The 24,733-nt window shown below is 73.5% G+C and carries 19 protein-coding genes; 9 read left to right on the top strand and 10 right to left on the bottom strand.

The window, feature by feature from the left end; genetic code table 11:
* The first annotated feature begins 17 nt into the window (after positions 1-17).
* Positions 18-1,037 carry a TAXI family TRAP transporter solute-binding subunit gene (locus E0L36_RS13740; RefSeq protein ID WP_180929310.1) on the top strand — a complete coding sequence of 340 codons (1,020 nt, stop codon included), beginning with the start codon at positions 18-20 and terminating at the stop codon, positions 1,035-1,037.
* Between the two features lie 498 nt (positions 1,038-1,535).
* Positions 1,536-4,631, top strand: a complete 3,096-nt coding sequence (locus E0L36_RS13735) for a glycoside hydrolase family 38 C-terminal domain-containing protein (RefSeq protein ID WP_180929309.1) — start codon at positions 1,536-1,538, stop codon at positions 4,629-4,631.
* Here the strand turns inward: E0L36_RS13735 and E0L36_RS13730 are convergent.
* Together E0L36_RS13730 and E0L36_RS13725 are read right to left on the bottom strand one after the other, a co-directional pair.
* Positions 4,597-5,997, bottom strand: a complete 1,401-nt coding sequence (locus tag E0L36_RS13730; RefSeq protein ID WP_180929308.1) for a HAMP domain-containing sensor histidine kinase — start codon at positions 5,995-5,997, stop codon at positions 4,597-4,599. The two genes, E0L36_RS13735 and E0L36_RS13730, sit on opposite strands and share 35 nt — an antisense overlap.
* Before the next feature lie 15 nt (positions 5,998-6,012).
* Positions 6,013-6,735: a response regulator transcription factor gene (locus tag E0L36_RS13725; RefSeq protein ID WP_180929307.1), complete on the bottom strand. Its 723-nt coding sequence runs from the start codon at positions 6,733-6,735 to the stop codon at positions 6,013-6,015.
* Positions 6,736-7,180: 445 nt separating this feature from the next.
* Between E0L36_RS13725 and E0L36_RS13720 the strand changes: the two genes are divergently transcribed.
* From E0L36_RS13720 to E0L36_RS13700, 5 genes are all read left to right on the top strand, one after another.
* A complete protein-coding gene (locus E0L36_RS13720; protein WP_180929306.1) occupies positions 7,181-7,957 on the top strand; it encodes an amino acid ABC transporter ATP-binding protein in 777 nt (258 codons plus the stop codon).
* Between the two features lie 49 nt (positions 7,958-8,006).
* A complete protein-coding gene (locus E0L36_RS13715; RefSeq protein WP_180929305.1) occupies positions 8,007-8,921 on the top strand; it encodes a glutamate ABC transporter substrate-binding protein in 915 nt (304 codons plus the stop codon).
* 95 nt (positions 8,922-9,016) lie between these two features.
* Entirely contained in the window at positions 9,017-9,664 is a 648-nt protein-coding gene (locus E0L36_RS13710) for an amino acid ABC transporter permease (RefSeq protein ID WP_180929304.1), read from the top strand.
* Positions 9,661-10,548: an amino acid ABC transporter permease gene (locus E0L36_RS13705; RefSeq protein ID WP_180929303.1), complete on the top strand. Its 888-nt coding sequence runs from the start codon at positions 9,661-9,663 to the stop codon at positions 10,546-10,548. The genes E0L36_RS13710 and E0L36_RS13705 overlap by 4 nt, the downstream gene beginning before the upstream one ends.
* A gap of 276 nt (positions 10,549-10,824) precedes the next feature.
* A complete protein-coding gene (locus tag E0L36_RS13700; protein WP_180929302.1) occupies positions 10,825-12,426 on the top strand; it encodes an FAD-dependent monooxygenase in 1,602 nt (533 codons plus the stop codon).
* A 341-nt stretch (positions 12,427-12,767) separates the two neighbouring features.
* On the opposite strand, the gene recX is transcribed toward E0L36_RS13700, so the two are convergent.
* The 7 genes from recX to E0L36_RS13665 all read right to left on the bottom strand — a co-directional run bounded on the left by recX (position 12,768) and on the right by E0L36_RS13665 (position 18,962).
* Positions 12,768-13,583, bottom strand: coding sequence for a recombination regulator RecX (gene recX, locus E0L36_RS13695; protein ID WP_180929301.1), 816 nt, complete (start codon positions 13,581-13,583; stop codon positions 12,768-12,770).
* Positions 13,584-13,586: 3 nt separating this feature from the next.
* Positions 13,587-14,732, bottom strand: coding sequence for a recombinase RecA (gene recA / locus E0L36_RS13690; protein ID WP_180929300.1), 1,146 nt, complete (start codon positions 14,730-14,732; stop codon positions 13,587-13,589).
* Between the two features lie 427 nt (positions 14,733-15,159).
* Entirely contained in the window at positions 15,160-16,539 is a 1,380-nt protein-coding gene (locus tag E0L36_RS13685; protein WP_374705546.1) for an AI-2E family transporter, read from the bottom strand.
* Between the two features lie 49 nt (positions 16,540-16,588).
* Entirely contained in the window at positions 16,589-16,783 is a 195-nt protein-coding gene (locus E0L36_RS13680; protein ID WP_180929299.1) for a DUF3046 domain-containing protein, read from the bottom strand.
* Between the two features lie 76 nt (positions 16,784-16,859).
* Positions 16,860-17,180, bottom strand: coding sequence for an AzlD domain-containing protein (locus E0L36_RS13675; RefSeq protein WP_180929298.1), 321 nt, complete (start codon positions 17,178-17,180; stop codon positions 16,860-16,862).
* A complete protein-coding gene (locus E0L36_RS13670) occupies positions 17,177-18,076 on the bottom strand; it encodes an AzlC family ABC transporter permease (protein ID WP_374705545.1) in 900 nt (299 codons plus the stop codon). Before E0L36_RS13670 ends, E0L36_RS13675 begins: the two co-directional genes overlap by 4 nt.
* 28 nt (positions 18,077-18,104) lie before the next feature.
* A complete protein-coding gene (locus tag E0L36_RS13665) occupies positions 18,105-18,962 on the bottom strand; it encodes an AraC family transcriptional regulator (protein ID WP_180929296.1) in 858 nt (285 codons plus the stop codon).
* A 154-nt stretch (positions 18,963-19,116) separates the two neighbouring features.
* On the opposite strand from E0L36_RS13665, the gene E0L36_RS13660 reads away from it, so the two are divergent.
* Positions 19,117-23,775, top strand: coding sequence for an ATP-dependent helicase (locus E0L36_RS13660; protein WP_180929295.1), 4,659 nt, complete (start codon positions 19,117-19,119; stop codon positions 23,773-23,775).
* Between the two features lie 33 nt (positions 23,776-23,808).
* Here E0L36_RS13660 and E0L36_RS13655 read toward each other — a convergent pair whose 3' ends face one another.
* Entirely contained in the window at positions 23,809-24,231 is a 423-nt protein-coding gene (locus tag E0L36_RS13655) for a DUF2267 domain-containing protein (protein WP_180929294.1), read from the bottom strand.
* A 176-nt stretch (positions 24,232-24,407) separates the two neighbouring features.
* Here E0L36_RS13655 and E0L36_RS13650 point away from each other — a divergent pair, with 176 nt between their 5' ends.
* Positions 24,408-24,659, top strand: a complete 252-nt coding sequence (locus E0L36_RS13650; RefSeq protein ID WP_180929293.1) for a DUF6480 family protein — start codon at positions 24,408-24,410, stop codon at positions 24,657-24,659.
* Positions 24,660-24,733 lie beyond the last annotated feature (74 nt).

Genomic DNA, 24,733 nt, shown 5'->3' with positions numbered 1-24,733 from the left:
CTGGCAGGATCGCCACCATGGCCAGCCCCCTCGACCCGTCCGCCGACGCCTCCGGCCGCCCCCGGAGACGGCGCCGCACCACCAGGTCGCTGGTGGCGGCGCTGCTGGCGGCCGGGCTGCTGGCGTGGTGGCTGTGGCCGGTGGCGCCGCCCGAGCCGCGGGGTGAGGTCAGCTTCGCGACCGGGGTGCGAACCGGGGTCTACGAGCGGTACGGCGGCCTGCTGAAGCAGCGACTGGACGACGAACTGCCCAAGGTCGAGCTGGAGTTGCAGAACAGCCAGGGCTCGGTGCACAACGTGCAGCGGGTGGCGTCGGGGCAGACCGACTTCACCATCGCCGCCGCCGACGCCGTGGCGGACTACGTCGACAGGGGCGGTCGCGGCGGTCGTGACCTGCGCGCCTGTGCCCGGCTGTACGACGACTACATCCAGCTGATCGTCCCCGCGGACTCCCGGGTGCGCCGGGCCGGGGACCTGAAGGGGCTGCGGGTGGCGGCCGGGGAGGAGCGGTCGGGGGTCAACCTGGTGGCGGGGCGGCTGCTGGAGGCGGCCGGGCTGGACCCGGAGCACGACCTGACGATGGTGCGCGCCGGGATCGACCGGATGCCGAAGCTGCTGGCCGAGCGGAAGCTGGACGCCTTCTTCTGGTCCGGCGGCCTGCCCACTACCGCGGTGCAGCGGCTCGCCGAACGGACGGACATCCGGCTGGTGCAGCTCGGCGACCTGGTCCCCCGGCTGCACCGGCAGCAGCCGGAGACGCGGTACTACCGCTCGGCCGTGATGCCACCGGACGCCTACCCGGGAGTGCAGAACGGTGAGGCGATCAAGACGGTGGCCGTCGCGAACCTGCTGGTGACGCGGGAGAGCACCGACAGGGCCACGACCGAGGGCATCACCCGCTCGGTGATCAGGAACCGGGACGCGATCGGCCGCGAGGTGCACGCGGCCCAGAAGGTGGACCTGCGCACGGCGATCTACACCGATCCGCTGCCGCTGCACCGGGGCGCCGAGCAGTACTACCGCTCCGCCAAGCCCTGAGCCTCCCGGCGGCCCGGAGCATCGCTCCCCGCCGCTCCCCTCATCCGGCCGCCACGTCACTTCGTCGGTCCGCCGCCCCGGCCGCCCCACCGTCCCGCCCTTCCACGGTTTCCGGTCCACGGTTTCCGGTCAACGGCGGTGGTCCCGGCGGGTGTTCAGCGGCGGATGTCCCGCGAGGGGCCGGCGGGCGGGCGCTCCCCGCGTGCGGTGTTCCGGATCGGCGGGGCGGGCTGGCCGCGCGCTGGCTCCTGGCCGCGTCACGTACGCCGGGGCGTCCGCCGGTCGCCGGGCGAGCTACCCGGGGGCCGTGCCCGCAGGGCGCACCGGGGCCTCTGGCCGCCGTGTTCCCGAGGGCCCCGGCGGGCCCACGGTTCCAGGGAGTGACCCAGCCTCCCACCGGTTTCCGGGAGTTGCGGTATTCCGGGGGCGTCCGGCTGGGAAAGCCAACAGGTGCCAGCGTCCAGCCAGCTGAGAGCACCGACCCGATCGGAGTCGCCCATGCATGACGACCGGACCATCGTCGAGGACCGTCTGCGCCGCGTGCTGAAGGAGCGGGTGCGGCCCGCCGTCCACTCCTCGCCCCGTGGGCTGACCGTCGAGCGCTGGGAGGCGCCGGGCGAACCGGTCCCCGTCGAGGAGGGGTTGGCCGCGCCGTACCGGCCCGCCGAGGTCGGCGAGATGTGGGGACCCGCCTGGGGCACGACCTGGTTCCGGGTCAGCGGCCGGGTGCCGGAGGAGTGGGCGGGGCGGCCCGTGGAGGCCGTGCTCGACCTCGGCTTCGACCGGAACATGCCGGGCTTCCAGTGCGAGGGGCTCGTGTACGCCGCGGACGGGAGCGTGGTGAAGGGGCTCAACCCGCGCAACAGCTGGCTGCGGGTGACCGACGCGGCCCGGGGCGGGGAGGAGGTCACGCTGTTCGTGGAGGCGGCCTCCAACCCGATCGTCAACACTCCCCAGACTCCCACCTACGAGGGGGACGTCCGCACGGCGAGCGACCGGCCGCTCTACCGGCTCGACCGGATGGACCTCGCGGTGTTCGAGGCCGGGGTGTGGGAGCTGGTGCAGGACCTGGAAGTGGCGGACTCGCTGATGCGGGCGCTGCCGCTGGAGGACGCCCGTCGCTGGGAGCTGCTGCGCGCGATCGAGAACTGTCTGGACGCCCTCGACCTCGCGGACGTGCCCGGTACCGCCGGGCGGGGCCGGAAGGCGCTGGCCGGAGTGCTCGCGGTGCCCGCGCGCCCCTCAGCGCACCAGATCAGCGCGGTCGGTCACGCGCATATCGACTCCGCCTGGCTCTGGCCGCTGCGCGAGACGGTACGGAAGGTCGCCCGTACCGCGTCGAACGTGCTGAACCTGATGGACGACGACCCGGGCTTCGTCTTCGCCATGTCGCAGGCGCAGCAGTTCGCCTGGCTCAAGGACCACCGGCCCGAGGTGTACGAGGGAGTGCGCCGCCGGGTGGCGGAGGGCCGGTTCGTACCGGTCGGCGGCATGTGGGTGGAGTCGGACACCAACATGGTGGGCGGGGAGGCGATGGCGCGGCAGTTCCTCTACGGCAAACGGTTCTTCCTGGAGGAGTTCGGGGTCGAGACCCGGGAGGTGTGGCTGCCCGACTCGTTCGGCTACACCGCCGCGATGCCGCAGATCGTCCGGCTGGCCGGTGCCGACTGGTTCCTCACGCAGAAGATCTCCTGGAGTCAGACCAACGCCTTCCCGCACCACACGTTCTGGTGGGAGGGGATCGACGGCACCCGGGTCTTCACCCACTTCCCGCCGGTCGACACCTACAACTCCGACCTGGGGGGCGACGAGTTGGGGCACGCGGCGCGCAACTACCGGGAGAAGGGGGGTGGTACGCGGTCCCTCGCCCCCTTCGGCTGGGGCGACGGCGGTGGCGGTCCCACCCGGGAGATGCTGGCCCGGGCCGCCCGCCTCCGTGACCTGGAGGGATCCCCACGGGTGACGGTGGAGCCGCCCGCGGCCTTCTTCGCCAAGGCCCGCGAGGAGTACCCCGACGCCCCGGTCTGGCTGGGGGAGCTGTACCTGGAGCTGCACCGCGGCACCTACACCTCGCAGGCCAAGACGAAGCAGGGCAACCGGCACGCGGAGTCGCTGCTCCGCGAGGCGGAGCTGTGGTCCGCGACGGCGGCGGTGCGCACGGCGGAGGAGCCCGAGCCGTACGCCTACCCCCACGACCGGCTGGAGGCGTTGTGGAAGACGGTGCTGCTGCACCAGTTCCACGACATCCTGCCCGGCTCCTCGATCGCCTGGGTGCACCGTGAGGCGCGGGAGACCTACCGGCGGGTCCGGACCGAACTGGAGGAGATCGTCGCGGCGGCGCAGACCGCGCTCGCCGGACCGGGAGAACACCCGATGGTGTTCAACGGGGCGCCCCACGCGCGCGGCGGCGTCCCGGCGGGCGGCGCGGCCACGCCCGGCGGCCACACCGCGGACGCGGTCACCGCGCGGGAGCGGCCGGAGGGCGGCTGGACGCTCTCCAACGGGCTGCTCCGGATCGAGATCGACAGCCGTGGCCTGGTCGTCTCGGCATATGACACCGGGGCGGGGCGGGAGGCGGTGGCGCCGGGGCGGGCGGCCAACCTGCTCCAGATCCACCCGGACTTCCCCAACCACTGGGACGCCTGGGACGTGGACGCCTTCTACCGGCACAACGTCACGGACCTGACCGAGCTGTCCGGCACCGGTGGACCGGCGCTGACCGAGTCGACCGGGGAGCGGGCCACGGTACGGGTGGCCCGGGACTTCGGACACTCCGGGGTCGCCCAGTGGCTGACGCTGCGCGCGGGCTCCCGGGTGCTGGACATCGAGACCGAGGTGGACTGGCAGGAGACGGAGACCCTCCTCAAGGTGGCCTTCCCGCTGGACGTGCGGGCCGACCGGTCCGCGGCGGAGACCCAGTTCGGGCACGTCTTCCGGGCGACGCACACCAACACCACGTGGGAGGCGGCGAAGTTCGAGATCTGCGCGCACCGCTGGATCCACGTGGGCGAGCCGGACTGGGGCGCGGCGCTACTGAACGACTCCACCTACGGGCACGACGTGACCCGCGACGTCCGTCCGGACGGCGGCCAGACCACCACCGTGCGACTCTCGCTGCTGCGCGCGCCCCGCTACCCGGACCCCGAGACCGACCAGGGCACCCACCGGATGCGCTACGCGCTGGCGCCGGGTGCCGGGATCGACGACGCGGTGCGCGAGGGGCACTGGATCAACCTGCCCGAGCGGACCGTCCCGGGCGGCGGCGCCCTGGTGCGTCCGCTGGTCGGGGTGGACAACGACCTGGTCGTGGTGGAGGCGGTCAAGCTGGCGGAGGACCGGAGCGGGGACGTGGTGGTGCGGCTGTACGAGGCGGGCGGGAGCCGGGCGACCGCCCGCCTGACCCCCGGCTTTCCGGTGGCCTCGGTGCGCCCGGTCGACCTGCTGGAGCGGCCGATCGGGGAGGAGGAGCCGCCGGGGCCGCTGGCGGCGTCCGTCCGGTCGGTCTCCCCGGCGCCCGACGGGCCGGGGGTGACGCTCACCCTGCGCCCGTTCCAGATCCTCACCCTGCGTCTGGAGCGTTCCTCGGCAGACTGACGGTGACGCGCAGTCCGCGCGGCTCGTCCCGGGCGAAGGCGAGCCGCGCGCCGCCGGCCTCCAGCAGCGCGCGGGCGATGGAGAGCCCGAGGCCGGTACCGGAGACGTTCTGGTGACGGCCGCTGCGCCAGAAGCGGTCGCCGATCCGCTCCAGTTCCTCGTCGGTCAGGCCGGGGCCGCCGTCGTCGACCACCAGCGTGACCCACTCGGCGTCCCGGGCGACGGTCACCGTGACCTCCCCGCCCTCGGGCGTGAACTTCACGGCGTTGTCGACGACGGCGTCCAGCGCGCTGGAGAGCGCCACCGGGTCGGCCCACCCGGTGGCGGCCGTGAGTCCGGCGGCCCGCAGGGCGACGCCCTTCCGCTCGGCGACCGGCCGCCACGCTCCGGCGCGTTCGGCCGCCACCTCGGCCACGTCGGTCAGGCGCGCGTCGGGGGGCGAGTGCTCGGCCAGCGCCAGGCCGAGCAGCCCGTCGAGCACCTCGGCCAGCCGCTTCCCCTCGGCCCGCACGGAGGCGATCTCGTCCCGCGCCTCCGGGAGTTCCAGACTGAGCAGTTCCATGCGCAGCAGCAGCGCGTTGAGTGGGTTCCGCAGCTGGTGTGAGGCGTCGGCGACGAAGGCGCGCTGCTGTTCCAGCACGTTCTCCACGTTGTCCGCCATCTCGTTGAATGAGGTGGCCAGCCGCCGCAGTTCGGGCGGCCCCTCGGAGGCGGCCACCCGGGAGGTCAGCTTGCCGGTGGCGATCTCGTGGGTGGCCCGGTCCAGGGTCCGTACCGGGCGCAGCACCCAGCCGGTCAGTCGCAGGGCGGCCGCCACGGCCAGCAGCATCGCCGCGGCCTCCCCGGCGACGATGGGCAGCCAGCCGCGCAGGATGCGCGAGCGCAGCGCGCCGGTGGGCGAGTCGGTCAGCACCACGGCGACGACGTCGCCGTCGCGGATGACGGGTGAGGCCACGGCGATCCGCGCCGAGTCCCACGGCCACACCTGCGGTGGGTCGTGGCTGCGGCGTCCGGCCAGCGCCTCGGAGAACGCGCGCCCGCGCGCCCCGGCGTCGGCGTCCTCGGCGCCCTCCCAGCCGTCGGGCGCCGTGGCCATGGCGGTGCGGTCCCGGTAGTAGACGCCGACGCGGACGCCGTACAGGTCGTGGTAGCGGTCCAGTTCCAGCTGAAGGGCGGCGCGCCGCTCGGTGTCGTCCCGCGAGGTGACGTACTGGGCGAGAGCGGCGAACCGCGCGGTGTCGTCGATCCGGTCGACGACGACCCGCTGCTGTTCCGCGGTCGCCTGCCCCGCGGCGAGCGGAAAGCCGAGGGCGAGCAGCACCCCGGAGAGGAGCAGGGTGAGGAGGGAGAGGAGGCGGGTCCGCACGGCGCGTCCGGCGCTCTAGGCGTGCTGCTCGACGAGCCGGTAGCCGACCCCGCGCACCGTCTCGACCAGGTCGGGGCGGCCGAGCTTGGCGCGGAGCGAGGCGACGTGCACCTCCAGGGTGCGGCCGGTTCCCTCCCAACTGCTCCGCCAGACCTCGCTGATGATCTGCTCCCGCCGGAAGACCACCCCGGGGCGCTGGGCCAGGAGCGCGAGCAGGTCGAACTCCTTGCGGGTGAGCGCCACCACGTCCTCGCCCACCGTGACGCGGCGGGTGGCGAGGTCGATGGTGACCTCGCCCAGCCGGAGGGTGGGCTCGCCGCCCTCGGTGTTCCGCCCGGGGGGTGGCTCCTCGGCGGAGCGGCGGCTGACGGCGTGGATCCGCGCGAGCAGTTCACCGATGTCGTACGGCTTGACGACGTAGTCGTCGGCGCCGAGGTTGAGCCCGTGGATGCGGGAACGGACGTCGGCTCGGGCGGTCACCATGATCACCGGGGTGCCGGTGGTGCGGCGGATCCGGTCACAGACCTCGAAGCCGTCCCGGTCCGGGAGGCCCAGGTCCAGCAGGACCACCCCGAACGGCGCGGAGTCCGCGGCGTCGCCCCCGGACCCGGTGGGCAGCAGCCGCTCCAGGGCCTCCTCGCCGCTGCGGGCCTGCGTCACCTCGAAGCCGTGCCGCGCGAGTACGGCGGCGAGGGCCGTGGCGACGCGGTCGTCGTCCTCCACAAGCAGCAGCCTCATGGCCTCCCGGCCCTCCTCTCACGGATCGGCCGCCCGCCGTCCGGCGCGCGGCTCCGGCCGGTTCGGCCGCTGTCCGGATCTCCGGTTCCGCGCGCCCGGGTTTCCCGGTACGCCGGATTCCCGAGTCCGGGGTCACTGGATATTCCTGGGGCACGCGATTCCTCTGGGATTACCACGGGGATATTCCCGTGGGCGCCACCCGCAGATTCTCCCCCGGCCGCACCCCGCGAAGCGCCGTCGGGACGGTCAGACGCGGCGCCGGAGAGCGCCCAGCACTGCATCAACTCCGATCCACACACCCGAGTCAAGGCCACCTCGACCGCTTTGGCCGGAGTGCCGGTTTGCGGCCGGATCGTTATGCTCAATTTCCCCTCAGATGTAATGACGGTCACCCGGGCGGCTGTCTAGGGTCCTCGCAACCCGACGAGGACGGAGCTACACGCCGATGAGCAAAGAATCGGTGCCCCAGGACGCCGCTCCCGCGGCGGACGATCTGGTCGTACTGAACCATGTGAACAAGCACTTCGGTGCCCTGCACGTGCTCCAGGACATCGACCTGACCATCGAGCGCGGCGAGGTCGTCGTCGTCATCGGGCCCTCGGGGTCCGGAAAGTCCACCCTGTGCCGCACCATCAACCGGCTGGAGACGGTGGACAGCGGGCACATCAGCATCGACGGCAAGCCGCTCCCGCAGGAGGGCAAGGAGCTGGCCAGGCTCCGCTCGGACGTCGGCATGGTCTTCCAGTCGTTCAACCTCTTCGCGCACAAGACGGTGCTGGAGAACGTCACGCTCGGCCAGACGAAGGTCCGCCACACCCCGAAGGCCGCGGCGGAGCAGAAGGCGCGTGCCCTGCTGGACCGGGTCGGGGTGGGCAGCCAGGCCGACAAGTACCCGGCCCAGCTGTCGGGTGGTCAGCAGCAGCGGGTCGCGATCGCCCGCGCGCTGGCGATGGACCCGAAGGTGATGCTCTTCGACGAGCCGACCTCCGCGCTCGACCCCGAGATGATCAACGAGGTCCTTGAGGTCATGAAACAGCTGGCGCAGGACGGCATGACGATGGTGGTCGTCACGCACGAGATGGGCTTCGCACGCTCCGCGGCCAACCGGGTGGTCTTCATGGCCGACGGCCGGATCGTCGAGGAGGCGACGCCGGAGCAGTTCTTCAACAACCCCCGCAGTGACCGGGCGAAGGACTTCCTCGCCAAGATCCTCCACCACTGACGCCGACAGCCGGCGCCCCCGACGAGCAGACGAGCAAGGGAAGTTCACCATGAAGCTCCGCAAGACCACCGCCATGGCCGCCCTCGCGCTGGCCCTGACCGCCACCGCCGCCTGTGGCGGCAAGGACGGCGAGGCCGGGGACCAGGAGAAGAAGACCGACGAGAAGGCGCTGCCCACCTACGAGGTGGCCAAGGACGTGGACATCGACTCCGCGGTGTTCGAGAAGGCGAAGAAGCGCGGCAAGCTGATCATCGGCGCCAAGGCCGACCAGCCCTACCTCGGTTTCCAGAACCAGTCCTCCAAGAAGTACGAGGGCTTCGACATCGAGATAGCCAAGATGGTCGCCGCCGACCTCGGATTCGACCCCGAGAAGCAGGTCCAGTTCAAGACGATCGACTCCTCGATCCGTGAGACCGCTATCTCCAAGGGCCAGGTCGACCTGATGGTGGGCACCTACACCATCAACGACGAGCGCAAGAAGCAGGTCGACTTCGTCGGCCCGTACTACATGGCGGGCCAGGACCTGCTGGTACGCAAGGACGAGAAGGACATCAAGGGCCCGGACAGCATCAAGGGCAAGAAGGTCTGCTCGATCACCGGCTCGACCCCGCTCCAGAACATCAAGGAAAACAAGGGCAAGTACGGCGCCGAGCCGGTCGAGTTCGGCAAGTACACCGACTGCGTCAAGCAGCTGATCGACGGTCAGGTCGACGCCATGACCACGGACGACGCCATCCTCAAGGGATACGCGGCGCAGCGCCCGACCAAGCTGAAGGTCGTCGGCGAGCTGTTCAGCGAGGAGCCCTACGGCATCGGCCTCAAGAAGGGGCAGGACAAGCTCCAGAAGGCCGTCACCGACGCGGTCAAGAAGCACCAGGAAAACGGTGACTACGAGAAGGCGTACGACGCGACGCTGGGCCTCTCCGGCTCCAAGTTCGTCGAGCCGCCGGCGCTGGACAACTGACCCGAACGCGCATCGGCACGCTCAGTGTCCCGTACGCCCGCCCCGCGCGCGTGCGTACGGGACACGCCTTTCCCTGACCGCTCCGCGGAGACTCCATGAATGTTCTGCTCGACAATCTGGAACTGTTCCGAGAAGGACTCGTCGGAACTGTTTCACTGACCGCCGCCAGCGCCGTCATCGCGCTCGTGGTGGGGGTCCTGATAGCCGGTTTCCGGGTGTCCCCCGTACCGCCACTGCGGATATTCGGCACGGCCTGGGTGACGTTGCTGCGCAACACCCCGCTCACGCTGCTCTTCATGATGATGTTCTTCGTCCTGCCGGAGATCGTCTTCCCCGGGATGAGCTCCTACGTGCTCGCGGTGCTGGCCCTCGGCTTCTACACCTCGGCCTTCGTGTGTGAGGCGGTCCGCTCCGGCATCAACACCGTGCCGCTCGGACAGGCGGAGGCGGCCCGCAGCATCGGGATGACCTTCGTGCAGACACTCACCAGCATCGTGCTCCCGCAGGCCACCCGGACCGTTCTGCCGCCGCTCAGCAGCATCATGATCGCGCTCACCAAGAACTCCGCCATCGCCGGCGCCTTCGACAACATGGAACTCTTCAACGTCCAGAAGGTGCTCAGCGACAAGGGCTTCGAGGTGATGGTGATCTTCGTCTGGGTCGCCATCGCGTACCTCATCCTCGTCTTCCTCATCAGCGGCCTCTTCCGGCTGCTGGAGCGCCGTCTGGGGGTCGCCCGATGAGCTCCTCCGTTCTCTACGACTCACCGGGGCCCAGGGCCCGCGCCCGCAACCGCGTCTACGCGGTCGCCGGCTCGGTCGCCATCCTCGGACTGATCGCCTTCGTGGGCCTCCGGCTCGCGAACGCGGGGCACTTCTCCGCCGAGATGTGGGACATCTTCAACTACTCGGGTGTCCGCAACTCGATCATCGACGGCATGGTCCGCACCCTCCAGGCGTTCGCGATCGCCGCCGTCCTCTCGCTCGCGCTCGCCGTGGTGCTGGCCATGGCCCGGCTCTCCGACCACAAGCCGGTCAGCTGGGTGGCGACCGGCATCATCGAGCTGTTCCGCGCGGTCCCGCTCCTGATCACCATCTACGTGCTGTGGGTGGGCTTCTTCACCAGCGACCCGATGTGGGCCGTGGTCATCGGCCTCACGCTCTACAACGGCGCCTTCCAGGCCGAGGTGCTCCGGGCCGGCATCAACGCGGTGCCGAAGGGCCAGGCGGAGGCCGCGTACGCGCTGGGCATGCGGAAGACCCAGGTCATGCTGACCGTGCTGCTCCCGCAGGCCGTCCGCTCCATGCTGCCGACGATCATCAGCCAGCTGGTGGTCACGCTAAAGGACACCTCGCTCGGCTTCGTCATCACCTACGAGGAGCTGCTGCGGGCCGGACAGCTGCTGGCCTCCAACACCATCGTCAACGACGAGAACCCCTACGTTCCCGTGATCATGGTGGTCGGCGCGATCTACATCGCGATGTGCCTGGCGCTCTCGGGGCTCGCGCAGTGGATCGAGCGGCGCGGACGGCGTGCCAAGACCGGGATCGCGATGGGCGGTGGCGACATGGCCGAGGTCGCCGACGGACCGGACGGAGCGGCTCCGGACACCCGGAAGGTCAACTGACGGACCGGACGGGCGGAAACCGCGACCAGCGGGCACCTTCCGCCCCACCCGGCACTGCCCGTTCCCCCGCCGCTTGACGGGGGAACGGGCAGTGGGTTGCATTCTTCATGTGATCGCGCACCGGGCCCAGTTGCCTCCCCCACACCGCACCCACACGAGGTCCGGCCGCTCCGCTGTGCCCGGCCCGTCCCAGGGCCGGTACCCCCGCCCGGTCCACCGCGCGCACACCGAGCCCACCCGGCCGGGCGACCGAGAGGAACTCCCGGGGTCGGCAGCGTGAGCGACTCGGCCGTCCTGGTCGTCGGCGCCGGACCCACCGGACTCGCCCTCGCCCTCGCCCTCGCCCGGCACGCCGTGCCCTCGATCGTGCTCGACGCGACCGACGGCGCGCCCCCACGCCGCGCCACCCGCAGCTGCGTCCTGCGGCCGGACACCGCCGCCTGGCTGCCCACGGTTGACGGCGCCCGCTGGCCCGGCTGGCGGATCCAGCGGCGGCGACAGCTGGTGCGACACCTCCCGCTGGAGCCCGGCGACTCCCCCGTGCACCTCGAACAGCACGCCCTGGAGCGGGCGTTGCGCGACGCGCTGGGGCGCGAGACCCACGCCACGATCGTCAGCGGCGGCCACGTCGACCATCTGGAGCAGGACGCCGACGGGATCACCGCCCACACCCGCGAGCCGAACGGCGCCTGGTGGCGCGGCAGCTTCCTGGTGGGCTGCGACGGAGCCCGCTCCACCGTCCGGAAACTGCTCGGCGTGCGGTTCGCGGGGCGGACCGCCGTGGAACGGCACGCCGTCGCCGCGCTCCGCACCCGCCTCCCCTGGGAAGGCGAGGCCCTGCTCCACCGGGACCCGGGCGGCGAACCGGGCGAGGTCACCGCGCGGCCCCTGCCCGGCGGCGTCTGGCGGCTCGACTGGCTCCTCCCCCCACGCGGCGAACTCGTCACCCCCGAGGAACTGCTGGACCGCATCCACGACACCCTCGCCGTCTGGTGCGCCGAGGAGGGCGAACCCGCCGAGGGCCACCCCTACGAACTGCTCGACACCGGGGTGCACATCAGCCACCAGCGCCTCGCCCGACACTGGCGCGTCGAACGCGCCTTCCTCGCCGGGGACGCGGCGCATCTGGAGGGCGCCCTCGGCGTCTCCTCGGTCGACGAGGGACTGCGCGACGCCGCCAACCTCGCCTGGAAACTCGCCCTCGCCTGGCACGGCGGCCACCGGGGAACGGCCACCGAAACCCTGCTGGACAGCTACGAGACGGAGCGGCGCGGAGCCGTCGGGGCCCGGCTGCGCGCCGTCGACCAGGTGCTCCCGCTGGTGCGGCGCGGCGGTGGGCTGCGCACCCTGCTGCCCGGCGGCGGCGCCCGCGCCCACCTCGAACTGCTCGCCGACTGCCACCTCGGGCGCGGGCCGCTGGGCGGCCCGCCCCGCTACGCCAGGTCGCCGCTCGCCCCCGCGCGGGAGACGGTGGTGCCGGTGCCCGTCGCCACCACGCCGGGCTCCACCGTGGCCGACGTGCCGGTGACCTCGCTCAGCGGGGAACGCGGACGGCTCCGCGGCTGGCTGGGCGGCGCCGGGGACGGCGGTGAACTGCTGGTCGTCCTCGTCGCCCCGGGCACCGGGGTGTGGGACAGCCGCCACTGGCGTTCGGCGGGCATGATGCCGGAACTCGCCGCTACCGTACGGGGGTTGCCGCTCCGGGCCGAGCTGCTGGTCGCGGAGAGCTACCCCGGCGCGGCGGCGCACACCGTGCTCGCCATCAGGCCGGACGGGCACCTGGTGGCGGCGCTACCCGCCGCCCGGACCGGGCAGTTGCGGGCCTGCGCGGAGGCGGTGAGCGGCGGCGCCGGCGACCGCGGGCAACTCGCCTCGTAGACCGGGGAGTCGTGGTGGCCGTACGCGGTTCGCCCGGACGCCGGCCGACGCCGCGCCGGCGCGCGGTGCCCCGCGCTCCGGTATTCCGGCTCCGGACCGGCGGCCACGCGACGCGGTGGCGGACGCGGGGGTGCGGGCTGGTCGAGGACGCCGCAGAGGTGTGCGGAGAGGTGTGCGCCGGGAGCGGCCGCGCCAGCCGTGGGCTTCCGGGAACAGCCCGCTGGGCGGCGTGGGCACGAGGTCGCGCGCGGGCGGGCGGCACCGGACCGCGGCGTCCGGCGGGACCTTGCCGTACACCCGGCCCTGGCACTGCCGTGCGGCGGGCGAGGCGTCATCTTCCCCTAGAGGTCGGGGAGTTCGGCCTCCAGTGCCTCAGCGTCCTCGCCCTCCTCCTCCAGCGCCTGCCGGACCACGCGCAGCGCCAGCCCTTCCGCGTACCCCTTGCGCGCGAGCATCCCGGCGAGTCGGCGCATCCGCTTCGTCCGGTCCAGCCCGCGGGTCGCCCGGAGTTTCCGCTCCACCAGCGCCCGCGCCGTCTCCTCCTCCTGTTCGGAGGCCAGTTGGCCCACGGCCTCGTCGACGACCGCGCTGTCCATCCCCTTGGCGCGCAGTTCCCTGGCGAGCGCCCGGCCCGCCAGCCCCCTGCCGTGGTGCCGGGACTCCACCCACGCCTCGGCGAAGGCGGCGTCATCGACCAGCCCGACGTCCTCGAAGCGGGCGAGCACCTCCTCGATCGCCTCGTCCGGCACGTCACGGCGGCGCAGGGCGACCGCCAGTTCCTGGCGCGTACGCGGTGTGGTGCTCAACAGACGGAGGCAGATCGACCGCGCCCGCTCCACCGGGTCGCGGGTGGCCGGATCCGGCTCCACCTGTTCCTCGCGTCCCGCGCCATCGCGCCGGGCCGCACGGGAGCCGCGCTCCCGACGTCCCTTCCGCGCCCCGCTAGACAAGCGCGATGGCCCCGTCCCGGCCCTCGACGGGACGGGGCCATCGCTGTCCAGGGGGTCGGGGTACCGGTCGCCGGGTCGCCACTCCCCTGACTGACCGGGCACCCACTCCTCCGCGGGCTCCAGCCCCGCGTGGGCCTCCTCATACTCCGGAAGCTCCGACCGTCCGGGAGGCCACGGTTCCTCGGGCCAGTCGGTACGCCGGGTCACGGATCAGCTCTTGGCCGCGGCGGTCTTGGTCGCCTTGCTCGCCTTGGTGGTCTTGGCCGCCGGGGCGGCCTTGGCCTCCACGGGGGCGGGCACGGACGGGGCCGCGGCTGACGGGGTGTCATCGGCGCCGGTGCCGCTCGCGGGCTCCTCGGCCACCACGCCGATCCCGAGCTTCTCCTTGATCTTCTTCTCGATCTCGTTGGCGAGATCCGGGTTGTCCCGGAGGAAGTTGCGGGCGTTCTCCTTGCCCTGCCCCAGCTGGTCGCCCTCGTAGGTGTACCAGGCTCCGGACTTGCGGATGAAGCCGTGCTCCACGCCCATGTCGATCAAACCGCCCTCGCGGCTGATGCCCATGCCGTACAGGATGTCGAACTCGGCCTGCTTGAAGGGGGGCGCGACCTTGTTCTTGACGACCTTGACCCGGGTCCGGTTGCCCACCGCGTCCGTGCCGTCCTTCAGGGTCTCGATCCGGCGGATGTCGAGCCGCACCGAGGCGTAGAACTTCAGGGCCCGGCCACCGGTGGTGGTCTCGGGCGAACCGAACATCACGCCGACCTTCTCGCGAAGCTGGTTGATGAAGATCGCGGTGGTCTTGGACTGGTTGAGCGCCCCCGCGATCTTCCGCAGCGCCTGGCTCATCAGCCGTGCCTGGAGGCCGACATGGGAGTCGCCCATCTCGCCCTCGATCTCCGCACGGGGCACCAGCGCGGCGACGGAGTCGACGATGATCAGGTCCAGCGCACCGGAGCGGATCAGCATGTCGGTGATCTCAAGGGCCTGTTCGCCGTTGTCCGGCTGGGAGAGGATCAGCGCGTCGGTGTCGACCCCCAGCCGCTTGGCGTACTCGGGGTCGAGCGCGTGCTCGGCGTCGACGAAGGCGACCGTGCCGCCCGCCCGCTGGGCGTTGGCGACCGCGTGCAGGGTCAGGGTGGTCTTTCCGGAGGACTCGGGGCCGTACACCTCCACCACCCGGCCGCGTGGCAGCCCTCCGACCCCGAGCGCCACGTCGAGAGCGGTGGAGCCGGTGGGGATGATCTCGATCGGCTCGTTCGGCCGCTCCCCCATGCGCATCACGGCGCCCTTGCCGAATTGCCGTTCAATCTGCGCGAGCGCGGCGTCGAGCGCCTTCTCGCGATCAGTACCTGCCATGGGTGCCACCCGGTTGTTTGCTTGAGTCGATCGCTTCACGTCCACCGACGCTAGCGCCTGCCACTGACAATCGGCCCGAACCGCCTGAGCGGAGAGGCCGGACGGATAACTCGCCGGCCCCCTATAAGAATCCATGTTCGATTATTGAGTCAAGCCACCACCGCTCCCTGTGGAAAACCTGGAAAACCGCTGCTCACACGGGGTGGAGCGGCAATCCGCCCCGTCCCCTCCGCCTCGATCCCCCCACCCACGACCGGTCCGCCTGACCCGCGACTGGCCCGCAACTGGCCCACGACCGGCCCACATCCGCCCCCTCCCGGTTCGCCCCACGCCCCACCACCGGCTTCGGACTCCCGGCCCGTCAGCCCGACCCGTCAGCCGGCCCGTCACCCACGTCGGTCGCCGGTCGCCGCGCGCCGGTACGCGCTCAGCGTCGGTTCAGCCGGGGGTCGGTCACGTCGTACCGCTTCACGTAGGCCCCGAGGAACCCCTGGAGCGTGGCGGTGGCGGGCACCGCGACGAGCGCCCCCACCACACCCATCAGCGAGGTGCCGACGATCACCGAGCCGAAGGCCACAGCGGGGTGGATGTCCACGGTCCGCGCGGTGATCCGCGGCTGGAGCACGTAGTTCTCGAACTGCTGGTACAGCACGACGAAGACCAGCACCCAGACCGCCGCCCAGGGGTCCTGGGTGAAGGCGATCAGCATCGGGAGCGCCCCCGCGAGGTAGGTGCCGACCGTCGGCACGAACTGCGAGACGACACCGACCCACGCCGCGAGCGCGTAGGCGTAGGGCACCCCCATCAGCTCCAGGAAGACGTAGTGCGCGCCGCCCGACACCAGGGCCATCAGGGCCCGGGAGTAGATGTAGCCCCCGGTCTTGAGTACCGCGATCTCCCAGGCACGCAGCACCTCGCACTGCCGGGCCGGAGGAAGGACCGAGCAGAGCGCGCGGCGCATCCGGGGGCCGTCGGCGGCGAAGTAGAAGGCGAACAGCAGGACGGTCAGCAACTGGAAGACGCCGCCCAGCACCGTCGCGGAGATCCCCCACACGCTGCTGGCGCTGGACTGCACGTACCGCCGCAGCCAGTCCGAGTGGAGCACGTCGTTCTGGAGTTCGTCGACGCTCAGGTCCGTCCCGAAGGTGGCGTTGATCCACGAGATCACGTCCGCGACGGAGGCGGGCAGCTTGTCGATGATCCGCGTGATCTGCTCGGCGAACACCGAGCCGAGCGCGGTGAAGAACCCCGCCGTCAGCACCAGCAGCAGCACGAAGACCAGCCCGGTCGCGAGTCCGCGCCGCACCCCGCGCGACGCCAGCCGGTCCACCAGGGGCTCGATGGCGAGCGCGAGGAAGAAGGCGATCAGGATGTTCAGCAGCAGCCCGATGACCTCCAGGAAGGCCCAGCTGGCCAGCTGGAAGGCGGCCAGCAGGAGCAGCGCGAGCACCAGCGCGCGGGGCAGCCAGCCGGGCATCCGCTCGCCCGGCGAGGTCCGGGAGCCGCCGGGCGGCTTCCCCGCGCCGGACCCGACGGCCCCGCTCCCCGCGAGAACCCCGGTCACCGGGGGCTCAGCGGCGCCAGCCGTCCCGGCGCCGCCGGAGGATGCGGTGGGCCCACCGGCCGGGGCGCCGGAGGGACCGGGCCGCTGCCCGGCTCCCTCGGCCCCAGCGGCTCCCCCAGCCCTCTCGACTCCCCCGATGTTCCCGGAGACCCCGGACTCCCCCGCGCCTCCCGGCTTCCGGGCGGACCGGCCCGCGTCGTCGTTCCGTTCCTCCAGCCCCTCCGGCTCGTCACCTTCCGCCACGCCCACGCCAATAAGTGTCACCTATAGGCATATACCGGACAGGAACGACTCACCTGCGATCAGCCGGAACCTCCATCGCGCGGCACACCACGCGCCAGACCTCCTTCGCCGACCAACCCGCCTCCAGCGCCTCGTACACCGTCCTGCCGCCCAGTTCGGACATCACGTGATCACGGGCGAAGGAGTCCGCGTAGGAGTCACCGAAGTGCTCCGCCATCCGCGCCCAGAAGTCGGTCAACCGCATGGGGCCAGTATCCCCGCCCACGCGACGCGTCCGTACCCGCGTCCCGCGGACCGGCGCGAGGTCCCGGCCCGCGCCCTCACCAGCCCAGCGCCCGGACGGCGGCCGTACCCGCCACCGCCACGGCGATCACCACCAGGAACGGGGCGCGCAGCACCAGGGCGAGCGCGGCGGCGGCGAGTCCCGCCGCCCGCGCGTCCAGCACCAGCTCCGTCCCCGAACCGCCGGACTGGAAGGTCTGCTGCGCGGTGAGCGCCGCGAGCAGCGCCACCGGCAGCAGCGCCGCGAGACGGCGCACCAGCGGACGTTCGAGTATCCCCGCCGGAACGGAGAGGCCGAGCAACTTCACCAGGTAGCACCCGGCGACCGTCAGCAGTATCGCGATCCACGTCCCACTCATCGGGTGCTCTCCCCCCGCTCGTCCCGCTCCACTCGCGCCCGCTCCAGATGGCCCTTCGGGCTCGTCGGCCCGGCGGTCTCCCCGTCGCTCCCGTCGCCGCGGCGGCCCCGGCCGCACGCCGTGCGGACCAGCAGCACCGCGGGGGCGGCCAGCGCCGCGGCCAGCACCGGCACCCCGGAGGGCAGCAGCGGGAGGAGGCCCAGGCCCAGCAGGACGGCGAGCGCCGCCGTGGCCCGCTCCGTCGGGGTGCGCAGCATCGGCGCGAGCAGGGCGAGGAAGACGGCGGGACCGGCGGCGTCCAGCCCCCACGCGCTGGTGTCGCCCAGCGCCCCGGCCCCGACCACACCGAGCAGGGTGGTCGCGTTCCACAGCACGAAGACGGCACAGCCGGTGACCACGAATCCGAGACGCGCGGTGCGGCGGTCCCGCTGGGCGAGCGCGACGACCGAGGTCTCGTCGATCACCCAGTGCGCCGCCAGCGGGCGGAGCCAGCCGGGGAGCCGCAGGAGGGTGGCCAGCCGCAGCCCGTAGAAGGCGTTCCGCAGGCCGAGGAAGAAGGCCCCGGCCGCCGCCGTGACCGGGTTCACTCCGGTGGCCACCGCGCTCACCAGCGCGAACTGTGAGGCTCCGGTGAACACGAACAGGCTGAGCACACACGCCTGGAGCGGGGTGATCCCGGCGTCGGCCGCGGTCACCCCGAAGGCGAACCCGGAGAGGCCGACGGCCACGCCGACGCCGAGCGCGTCCCGGACGACCGCCCGGTCCCCTCGGTCCGGGTCGGCGCCGGATCCGGAGCCGGGGCGCGTGCCGTCCCCCCGCGGGGGTTCCGGGGGCACCGCGGCGCGGGGGGTGCCGGGAGCGCCGGTGGCCCCCGAGGTCCGGCGCGCGCCGGACATGTCTGTCGGCTCGTCCATACGGCGCACGCTACGGCGGGCTCTCGCCACCGGTCTTGTACGTTCTTGCGCGCCCCCGCTGGTACGCCCCCGGGGGAACCCCGAACACCCTGCTGAAGTGCCGGGTCAGATGGGGCTGGTCGGTGAAGCCGACGGCCAGGGCCGCCGTGGCCGGGGAGTGCCCGGCGTCCAGCAGGGCCCGCGCCCGGTGGACCCGCGCGTTGGTCAGCCAGCTGTGTGGGGGCATCCCGTACCGCTCGCGGAAGGCGCGCAGCAGCGCGAACGGGCGGCTGCCGAGTTCGGCGGCGAGCCCTTCCAGGGTGGGCGGGTCCACCATCCGCTCCTCCAGCACGGCCCGGGCGCGCGCTGCCTGCCGGGCGCCCGCGGTGGGCGCCTCGCGCTCGGGGGCCGGGCCGCCGTTGCGCCGGAGGAGGCGGGCCAGCGTGACCCGCATCAGGGTGTCGGCGGCCAGCGCCTCGCCACGCTCGGCCGCCCGGTGGACCCGCTGGACGAGCCGCACGGCGCCCGGGTCCGCGAGGACCGGGGCGCGGAAGCCGGGGGTTCCGCGCAGCCCCAGCGTCTCGGCGGCGACCTCGGCGACCAGCCCCGGCTCCGGGTACAGCGCGCTGTACCGCCAGCCGTCCGGCACTCCGGCCCGCCCAGTGTGCGGGGTGTCGGGGTTGATCAGGGCCAGCTCCCCGGGGCCCGCCCGGTGGGTCCCGCCGCCGTGCGCGAAGACCTCCACCCCCTCGGCGATCGCCGCGACGACGTAGCCGCGGTGGGTGTGCCGCAGGAAGGTCTTGCGGACGTAGCGCGCGCGGAGCAGGTCCACGTCCGGGAGCGCGGGGTGCTGCCATAGGCGCGCGCGCTCGCCCGTACCGTCACTCATGGGTCCCCCGTTCCGCTCGGTCCGCACAGGCAGTCTGCGCCACCGGCGCCCCGGCCGCCCGCGCCGTCCACCCGCTGGAACGCCTGGTCCGGCGGGGCGCGGGCGCCGGGCCACCCGGTCTGACGGTGTCAGTGGCCCGGGGCACGATGGGAGCATGGGCCAGACCTCGGCGCTCGCCGCCTTCTCCCCCGCCACCCGAGCGTGGTTCACGGGCGCCTTCACCGCGCCCACCGCCGCGCAGACCGGTGCCTGGGAGGCGCTCGCCGGGGGCTCGGACGCGCTGGTCGTGGCCCCCACCGGCTCCGGGAAGACCCTCGCCGCCTTCCTCGCCTCACTCGACGCGCTCGCCTCCACCCCGCCCCCGGCCGACCCGCTCCGGCGGTGCCGGGTGCTGTACGTCTCGCCGCTCAAGGCGCTCGCCGTCGACGTCCAGCGGAACCTTCGCAGCCCGCTGACGGGCATCCGCCAGGAGTCGGTGCGGCTCGGGCTGCCCGAGCCGGACATCCGGGTGGGCATCCGGTCGGGGGACACCCCGGCCACCGAGCGCCGCGCCCTCGCCCGGCGCCCGCCGGACATCCTGATCACCACCCCGGAGTCGCTGTTCCTGATGCTCACCTCCTCCGCGCGGGAGGCGCTCGGCGGCGTCGAGACCGTGATCGTGGACGAGGTGCACGCGGTCGCGGGCACCAAGCGCGGCGCCCATCTCGCGCTCTCCCTGGAGCGGCTGGACGAGCGCCTGGAGCGCCCGGCCCGGCGCGTCGGCCTGTCCGCGACCGTCCGCCCGGTGGACGAGGTCGCCCGCTTCCTCTCCCCCCGGCGCAACGCGACGGTCGTGCAGCCGCCGTCCGGCAAGGTCTTCGACCTCTCCGTCGTCGTCCCCGTCGAGGACATGGGGGAACTGGGCGGATCGCCCGCGCGGGAGGCCGGTGGCACGGAGACCCCGGGAAGCGGCGCGAAGCCGTCGATCTGGCCGTCGGTCGAGGAGCGGATCGCCGACCTGATCCAGGCCCACCGCTCCACCATCGTCTTCGCCAACTCCCGGCGGCTGGCCGAGCGGCTCTGCAACCGGCTGAACGAAATCGCCCACGAACGCGAGACGGGCGAGCCGCTGCCCGAACACCACTCGCCCGCGCAGCTGATGGCGGAGGCCGGAGCGGCCCGGGGCGCTCCGCCGGTGCTGGCGCGCGCCCACCACGGTTCGGTCTCCAAGGAGCAGCGCGCGCTGGTGGAGGAGGAGCTGAAGTCCGGGCGCCTGCCCGCCGTGGTGGCCACCTCCAGCCTGGAGCTGGGCATCGACATGGGGGCGGTGGACCTCGTGGTGCAGGTGGAGTCCCCACCGTCGGTCGCCTCCGGACTCCAGCGGGTGGGCCGCGCGGGGCACCAGGTGGGGGCGGTCTCGGCCGGGGTGGTCTTCCCGAAGTACCGGGGCGATCTCCTCCAGGCCGCGGTGGTCACCGAACGGATGCGGGAGGGGGCGATCGAGTCCCTGCGGGTTCCGGCCAACCCGCTCGACGTCCTGGCCCAGCAGATCGTGGCGATGACCGCGGTCGACGACTGGGACGTCGACCGGCTCCTCACCGTGGTGCGTCGCGCCGCCCCGTTCGCCTCGCTGCCCGAGTCCGCCTACACCGGCGTACTGGACATGCTCGCCGGCCGCTACCCCTCGGACGCCTTCGCGGAGCTGCGCCCGCGCCTGGTGTGGGACCGCGTCGCGCACACCGTGAGCGGCCGCCCCGGGGCGCAGCGGCTGGCGGTCACCTCCGGCGGCACCATCCCCGACCGAGGGCTGTTCGGGGTGTTCCTCGCGGGGGGCGAGCCGGGGACGGGCGGCCGCCGCGTCGGCGAGCTGGACGAGGAGATGGTCTACGAGTCCCGGGTGGGCGACGTCTTCACCCTGGGCACCACCTCGTGGCGGATCGAGGACATCACCCGCGACCGGGTGCTGGTCTCCCCCGCGCCCGGCGTCCCCGGGCGGCTCCCCTTCTGGAAGGGCGACCAGCTGGGCCGTCCGCTGGAACTCGGCCGCGCGCTGGGCGGGTTCGTCCGCGAGGTCGCCGCGCTGGCTCCGGACGCGGCGCGCGAACGCCTCGCCGCCTCGGGGCTGGACGACCTGGCGGTGCGCAACCTGCTCGCCTATCTGGAGGAGCAGCGCGCGGCCTGCGGACACGTCCCGGACGACCGCACCATCGTCGTGGAGCGCTTCCGGGACGAACTGGGCGACTGGCGGGTGGTGGTGCACTCCCCGTTCGGCGCCCAGGTGCACGCCCCGTGGGCGCTGGCGCTGGGCGCCCGGCTCACCGAGCGGCACGGCCTGGACACCCAGGTGCTGCACGCCGACGACGGCATCGTGCTGCGCCTGCCCGACATGGACCTGATGGACCTCGATCCGCTCGGGGACGACACCCCCGTGAGCGGCGCGGGCGATCCGGACCAACCACCGGTCAGCGCCTCGGACGTGCTGTTCGACCAGGGCGAGGTCGAGCACACGGTCACCGAACAGGTCGGCGGGTCGGCGCTGTTCGCCGCGCGTTTCCGGGAGTGCGCCGCGCGCGCCCTGCTGCTGCCCCGGCGCGACCCGGGCAAGCGCACCCCGCTCTGGCAGCAGCGCCAGCGCTCCTCCCAACTCCTCCAGGTGGCCAGCGAGTTCGGCTCCTTCCCGATCGTGCTGGAGGCGGTCCGCGAGTGCCTCCAGGACGTCTTCGACGTCCCGGGCCTGGCCACCCTGATGGGGGATATCGAGGCCCGCCGGGTGCGGATCGTGGAGGTCACCACCCGGGAGCCGTCGCCCTTCGCGCGCTCGCTGCTGTTCGGGTACGTCGCCCAGTACCTCTACGAGGGCGACTCCCCCCTCGCCGAGCGGCGCGCGGCCGCCCTCTCGCTGGACTCCCGGCTGCTGTCCGAGCTGCTCGGCCAGGCCGAGCTGCGGGAGCTGCTCGACCCCGGCGTGCTCCAGGAACTGGAGCGGGAACTCCAGTGGCGCACCGAGGACCGCCGGATCAAGGACGCCGAGGGCGCCGCCGACCTGCTGCGCGTCCTCGGCCCGCTCACCGGCGACGAGCTGGCCGAGCGCGGCGCCGAGCCAGGCTGGGCGCGGGAGCTGGAGGCGGCGCGGCGCGCCATCCGCGTCCGGATCGCCGGTCGCGAACACCTCGCCGCCATCGAGGACTCCGGACGCCTGCGGGACGCGCTGGGCGCGGCGTTGCCGGTCGGCGTCCCGGAGGCGTTCACCGAACCCGTGCCCGACCCGCTCGGCGACCTCCTCTCCCGCTTCGCCCGCACCCACGGCCCGTTCGTCTCCTCGGAGGCCGCGACCCGCTTCGGCCTCGGGACCGCGGTGGCGGACGGCGCCCTGCACCGGCTCGCCGCCCAGGGCCGCCTGGTGCAGGGCGAGTTCCACCCCTCCGGGCTGGGCCAGGAGTGGTGCGACCCGACGGTGCTGCGCCGGCTGCGGCGCCGTTCCCTCGCGGTGCTCCGGCAGGAGCTGGAGCCGGTGCCGCCCCCGGCGCTCGGCGCCTTCCTGCCGCGGTGGCAGCAGGTCGGCACGCGCGGGCTGCGCGGCGTCGACGGCCTGCTGCGCGTCATCGAGCAGCTACAGGGCGCGCCGGTCCCCGCCTCGGCGCTGGAGAGGCTGGTACTGCCCTCCCGGGTCGCGGACTACGCCCCGCCCCTGCTCGACGAGCTGACCGCCTCCGGCGAGGTGGTCTGGGCGGGGGCCGGTCCGCTGCCGGGGAAGGACGGCTGGCTGTCGCTGTACCTCGCGGAGGCGGCGCCGCTTCTCCTGCCGCCCCCGCCGCCCTTCGAAACCACCGGGACGCACCGGGTGCTGCTGGAGGCCCTCGCCCCCGGATACGGGCTCTTCTTCCGGCAGTTGGCGGAGCGGGCGAGGGCCACCCTCCCGGAGGCGACGGACGCGGCGCTCACCGAGGCCCTGTGGGACCTCGTCTGGGCGGGGCGGCTGACCAACGACACTCTCGCCCCGCTGCGCGCGCTGCTCGGCTCCGGCCGCACGGCCGGTTCCACCGCGCACCGGGCCCGACGCCCCGCCCCGCGCGGCCGGTACGGCTCGTTCACCGCGGCGGCGGGGCGCGGGGCCGCGCGGCCCCGTCCGTCGGCCGCTCCCGGCTCGCCCACCACGGCGGGGCGCTGGTCGCTGGTGCCTAAGCCGGAGAGCGATCCCACACACCGGGCGCACGCGCTGGCGCGCACCCTGCTGGACCGGCACGGCGTGGTGACCCGGGGGGCGGTCGCCGCGGAGGGTGTGGAGGGCGGTTTCTCCGCCGCGTACCGGGTCCTGGCCGTCTTCGAGGAGAACGGCCAGGCGCGGCGCGGGTACGTCGTCGAGGGGCTGGGCGCGGCCCAGTTCGCGATGGACGGCGCGGTGGACCGGCTGCGGGCGGTCAGCACGGCCCGGGAACGGGAGCCGGACGCCCCACCCCACGCCGTGGCGTTGGCGGCCACCGATCCGGCGAACGCCTACGGCGCCGCCCTCCCCTGGCCCGGCCCGCCCGAGGGGGCCACCCACAAACCGGGACGGAAGGCGGGGGCCCTGGTCGTCCTGGTGGACGGCGAGTTGACGCTCTACCTGGAGCGGGGCGGCAAGACCCTGCTGGCCTGGGCGGAGGGCGAGGCGGCCGGGGCGCGGCTGGACGCCGCGGCGGCGGCGCTGGCGAGCGCGGCGGGCGAGGGCGCGCTGGGCACGGTCACCGTGGAGCGGGTGAACGGCACAGCGGCGCTCACCTCCCCCACCGGTTCCGCGCTGGAGGCGGCGGGGTTCCACGCCACCCCGCGCGGGCTGCGGCTCCGCGGCCGCTGAGCCGCGGCCCGGAGCAGGTACGCCGGGGGCCGGTCAGCCGGGGGCGTCGCGCCGGGCGGCGGGCAGCAGCTCCTCCACGTCCTCCGGCAGCACGTCGTCCAGCTTGGCCATCAGCTCCGGTGCGACGGCACGGTCCAGCACCTCGAAGACGGCGGCGGCACGCCGGATCGCGGTCTCCTCGTCCGTACCGTCGCGCCAGGCCACGCGTCCGGCGAAAGTGGTCAGGCCGAACTTCTCGCCCCGTTCCCGCTGCCGGGTGTTCTGGTCGGCGCCGGTGACCTCGCGCATCGCCGTGGCCGCCTCGGCGGGGAGCTGGTCGGCGACGTGCTCGGCCGTCGCGTCCGGCATCCGCTCGGCCAGGGTCCGCAGGGTCGCCAGCACGGCGGCGGCGGCCGACGCCCGGTCGGGCAGGTCGGCCTCCCGCTCGACCAGCGTCAGCATCTCCTCGTACCGCACGGTGACACCACCTCGCAGGGAGTAGTTCGTCTGATGTGCTCGTCCTCCGGACGGGTCGCCCACAGCGGCCGATCCATGCCTCGGCCGGCCGGGCCGCCGTCCCCGCCGCGCCCGGCACCCGGACGAGCCCGGCGCCGCCGAGGTGTGAGACGGCGGTACGCGTCTACCCGGGCACGATGACGCAGAAGAGGCCCAGCACGACGTGGAAGAGCCCGGACCCCGACCCGCTGGAGACCCCCGGGCTTCAGGAGGGTGGCCAGGTGCCGCAGGGCGACACCCCGCCCGCCGAGGGCAGCACCCCGGACGCGGGGCCACCGGACCCACCGATCCCGAACCGGGGCTGGGAGATCTCCTCCCTGGTGTTCCTGACGATCCTGATCGCCAGTTTCGCCGTCTTCTTCCTGGCCTGGGCGTTCGAGGTGTGGTGACCCGGCACCGGGGCGCGCCGGGCTCCCGGCCGGGACGCCGGGCAAAGACCCGGGCAAGCCGCTCCCGCGCGGTC

The sequence above is a fragment of the Streptomyces sp. AJS327 genome (assembly GCF_013450295.1).
Classification (GTDB): domain Bacteria; phylum Actinomycetota; class Actinomycetes; order Streptomycetales; family Streptomycetaceae; genus Streptomyces.
Note: the sequence above shows the minus strand (reverse complement) of the source record. Positions and strands in the feature narration are given on the sequence as shown.

Coding starts and splice junctions, on each gene's coding strand:
- E0L36_RS13740 (WP_180929310.1), top strand. CDS start 18: ATGGCCAGCCCCCTCGACCCGTCCGCCGACGCCTCCGGCCGCCCCCGG.
- E0L36_RS13735 (WP_180929309.1), top strand. CDS start 1,536: ATGCATGACGACCGGACCATCGTCGAGGACCGTCTGCGCCGCGTGCTG.
- E0L36_RS13725 (WP_180929307.1), bottom strand. CDS start 6,735: ATGAGGCTGCTGCTTGTGGAGGACGACGACCGCGTCGCCACGGCCCTC.
- E0L36_RS13720 (WP_180929306.1), top strand. CDS start 7,181: ATGAGCAAAGAATCGGTGCCCCAGGACGCCGCTCCCGCGGCGGACGAT.
- E0L36_RS13715 (WP_180929305.1), top strand. CDS start 8,007: ATGAAGCTCCGCAAGACCACCGCCATGGCCGCCCTCGCGCTGGCCCTG.
- E0L36_RS13710 (WP_180929304.1), top strand. CDS start 9,017: ATGAATGTTCTGCTCGACAATCTGGAACTGTTCCGAGAAGGACTCGTC.
- E0L36_RS13705 (WP_180929303.1), top strand. CDS start 9,661: ATGAGCTCCTCCGTTCTCTACGACTCACCGGGGCCCAGGGCCCGCGCC.
- recA (WP_180929300.1), bottom strand. CDS start 14,732: ATGGCAGGTACTGATCGCGAGAAGGCGCTCGACGCCGCGCTCGCGCAG.
- E0L36_RS13680 (WP_180929299.1), bottom strand. CDS start 16,783: ATGCGGTTGACCGACTTCTGGGCGCGGATGGCGGAGCACTTCGGTGAC.
- E0L36_RS13675 (WP_180929298.1), bottom strand. CDS start 17,180: ATGAGTGGGACGTGGATCGCGATACTGCTGACGGTCGCCGGGTGCTAC.
- E0L36_RS13670 (WP_374705545.1), bottom strand. CDS start 18,076: ATGTCCGGCGCGCGCCGGACCTCGGGGGCCACCGGCGCTCCCGGCACC.
- E0L36_RS13665 (WP_180929296.1), bottom strand. CDS start 18,962: ATGAGTGACGGTACGGGCGAGCGCGCGCGCCTATGGCAGCACCCCGCG.
- E0L36_RS13660 (WP_180929295.1), top strand. CDS start 19,117: ATGGGCCAGACCTCGGCGCTCGCCGCCTTCTCCCCCGCCACCCGAGCG.
- E0L36_RS13650 (WP_180929293.1), top strand. CDS start 24,408: ATGACGCAGAAGAGGCCCAGCACGACGTGGAAGAGCCCGGACCCCGAC.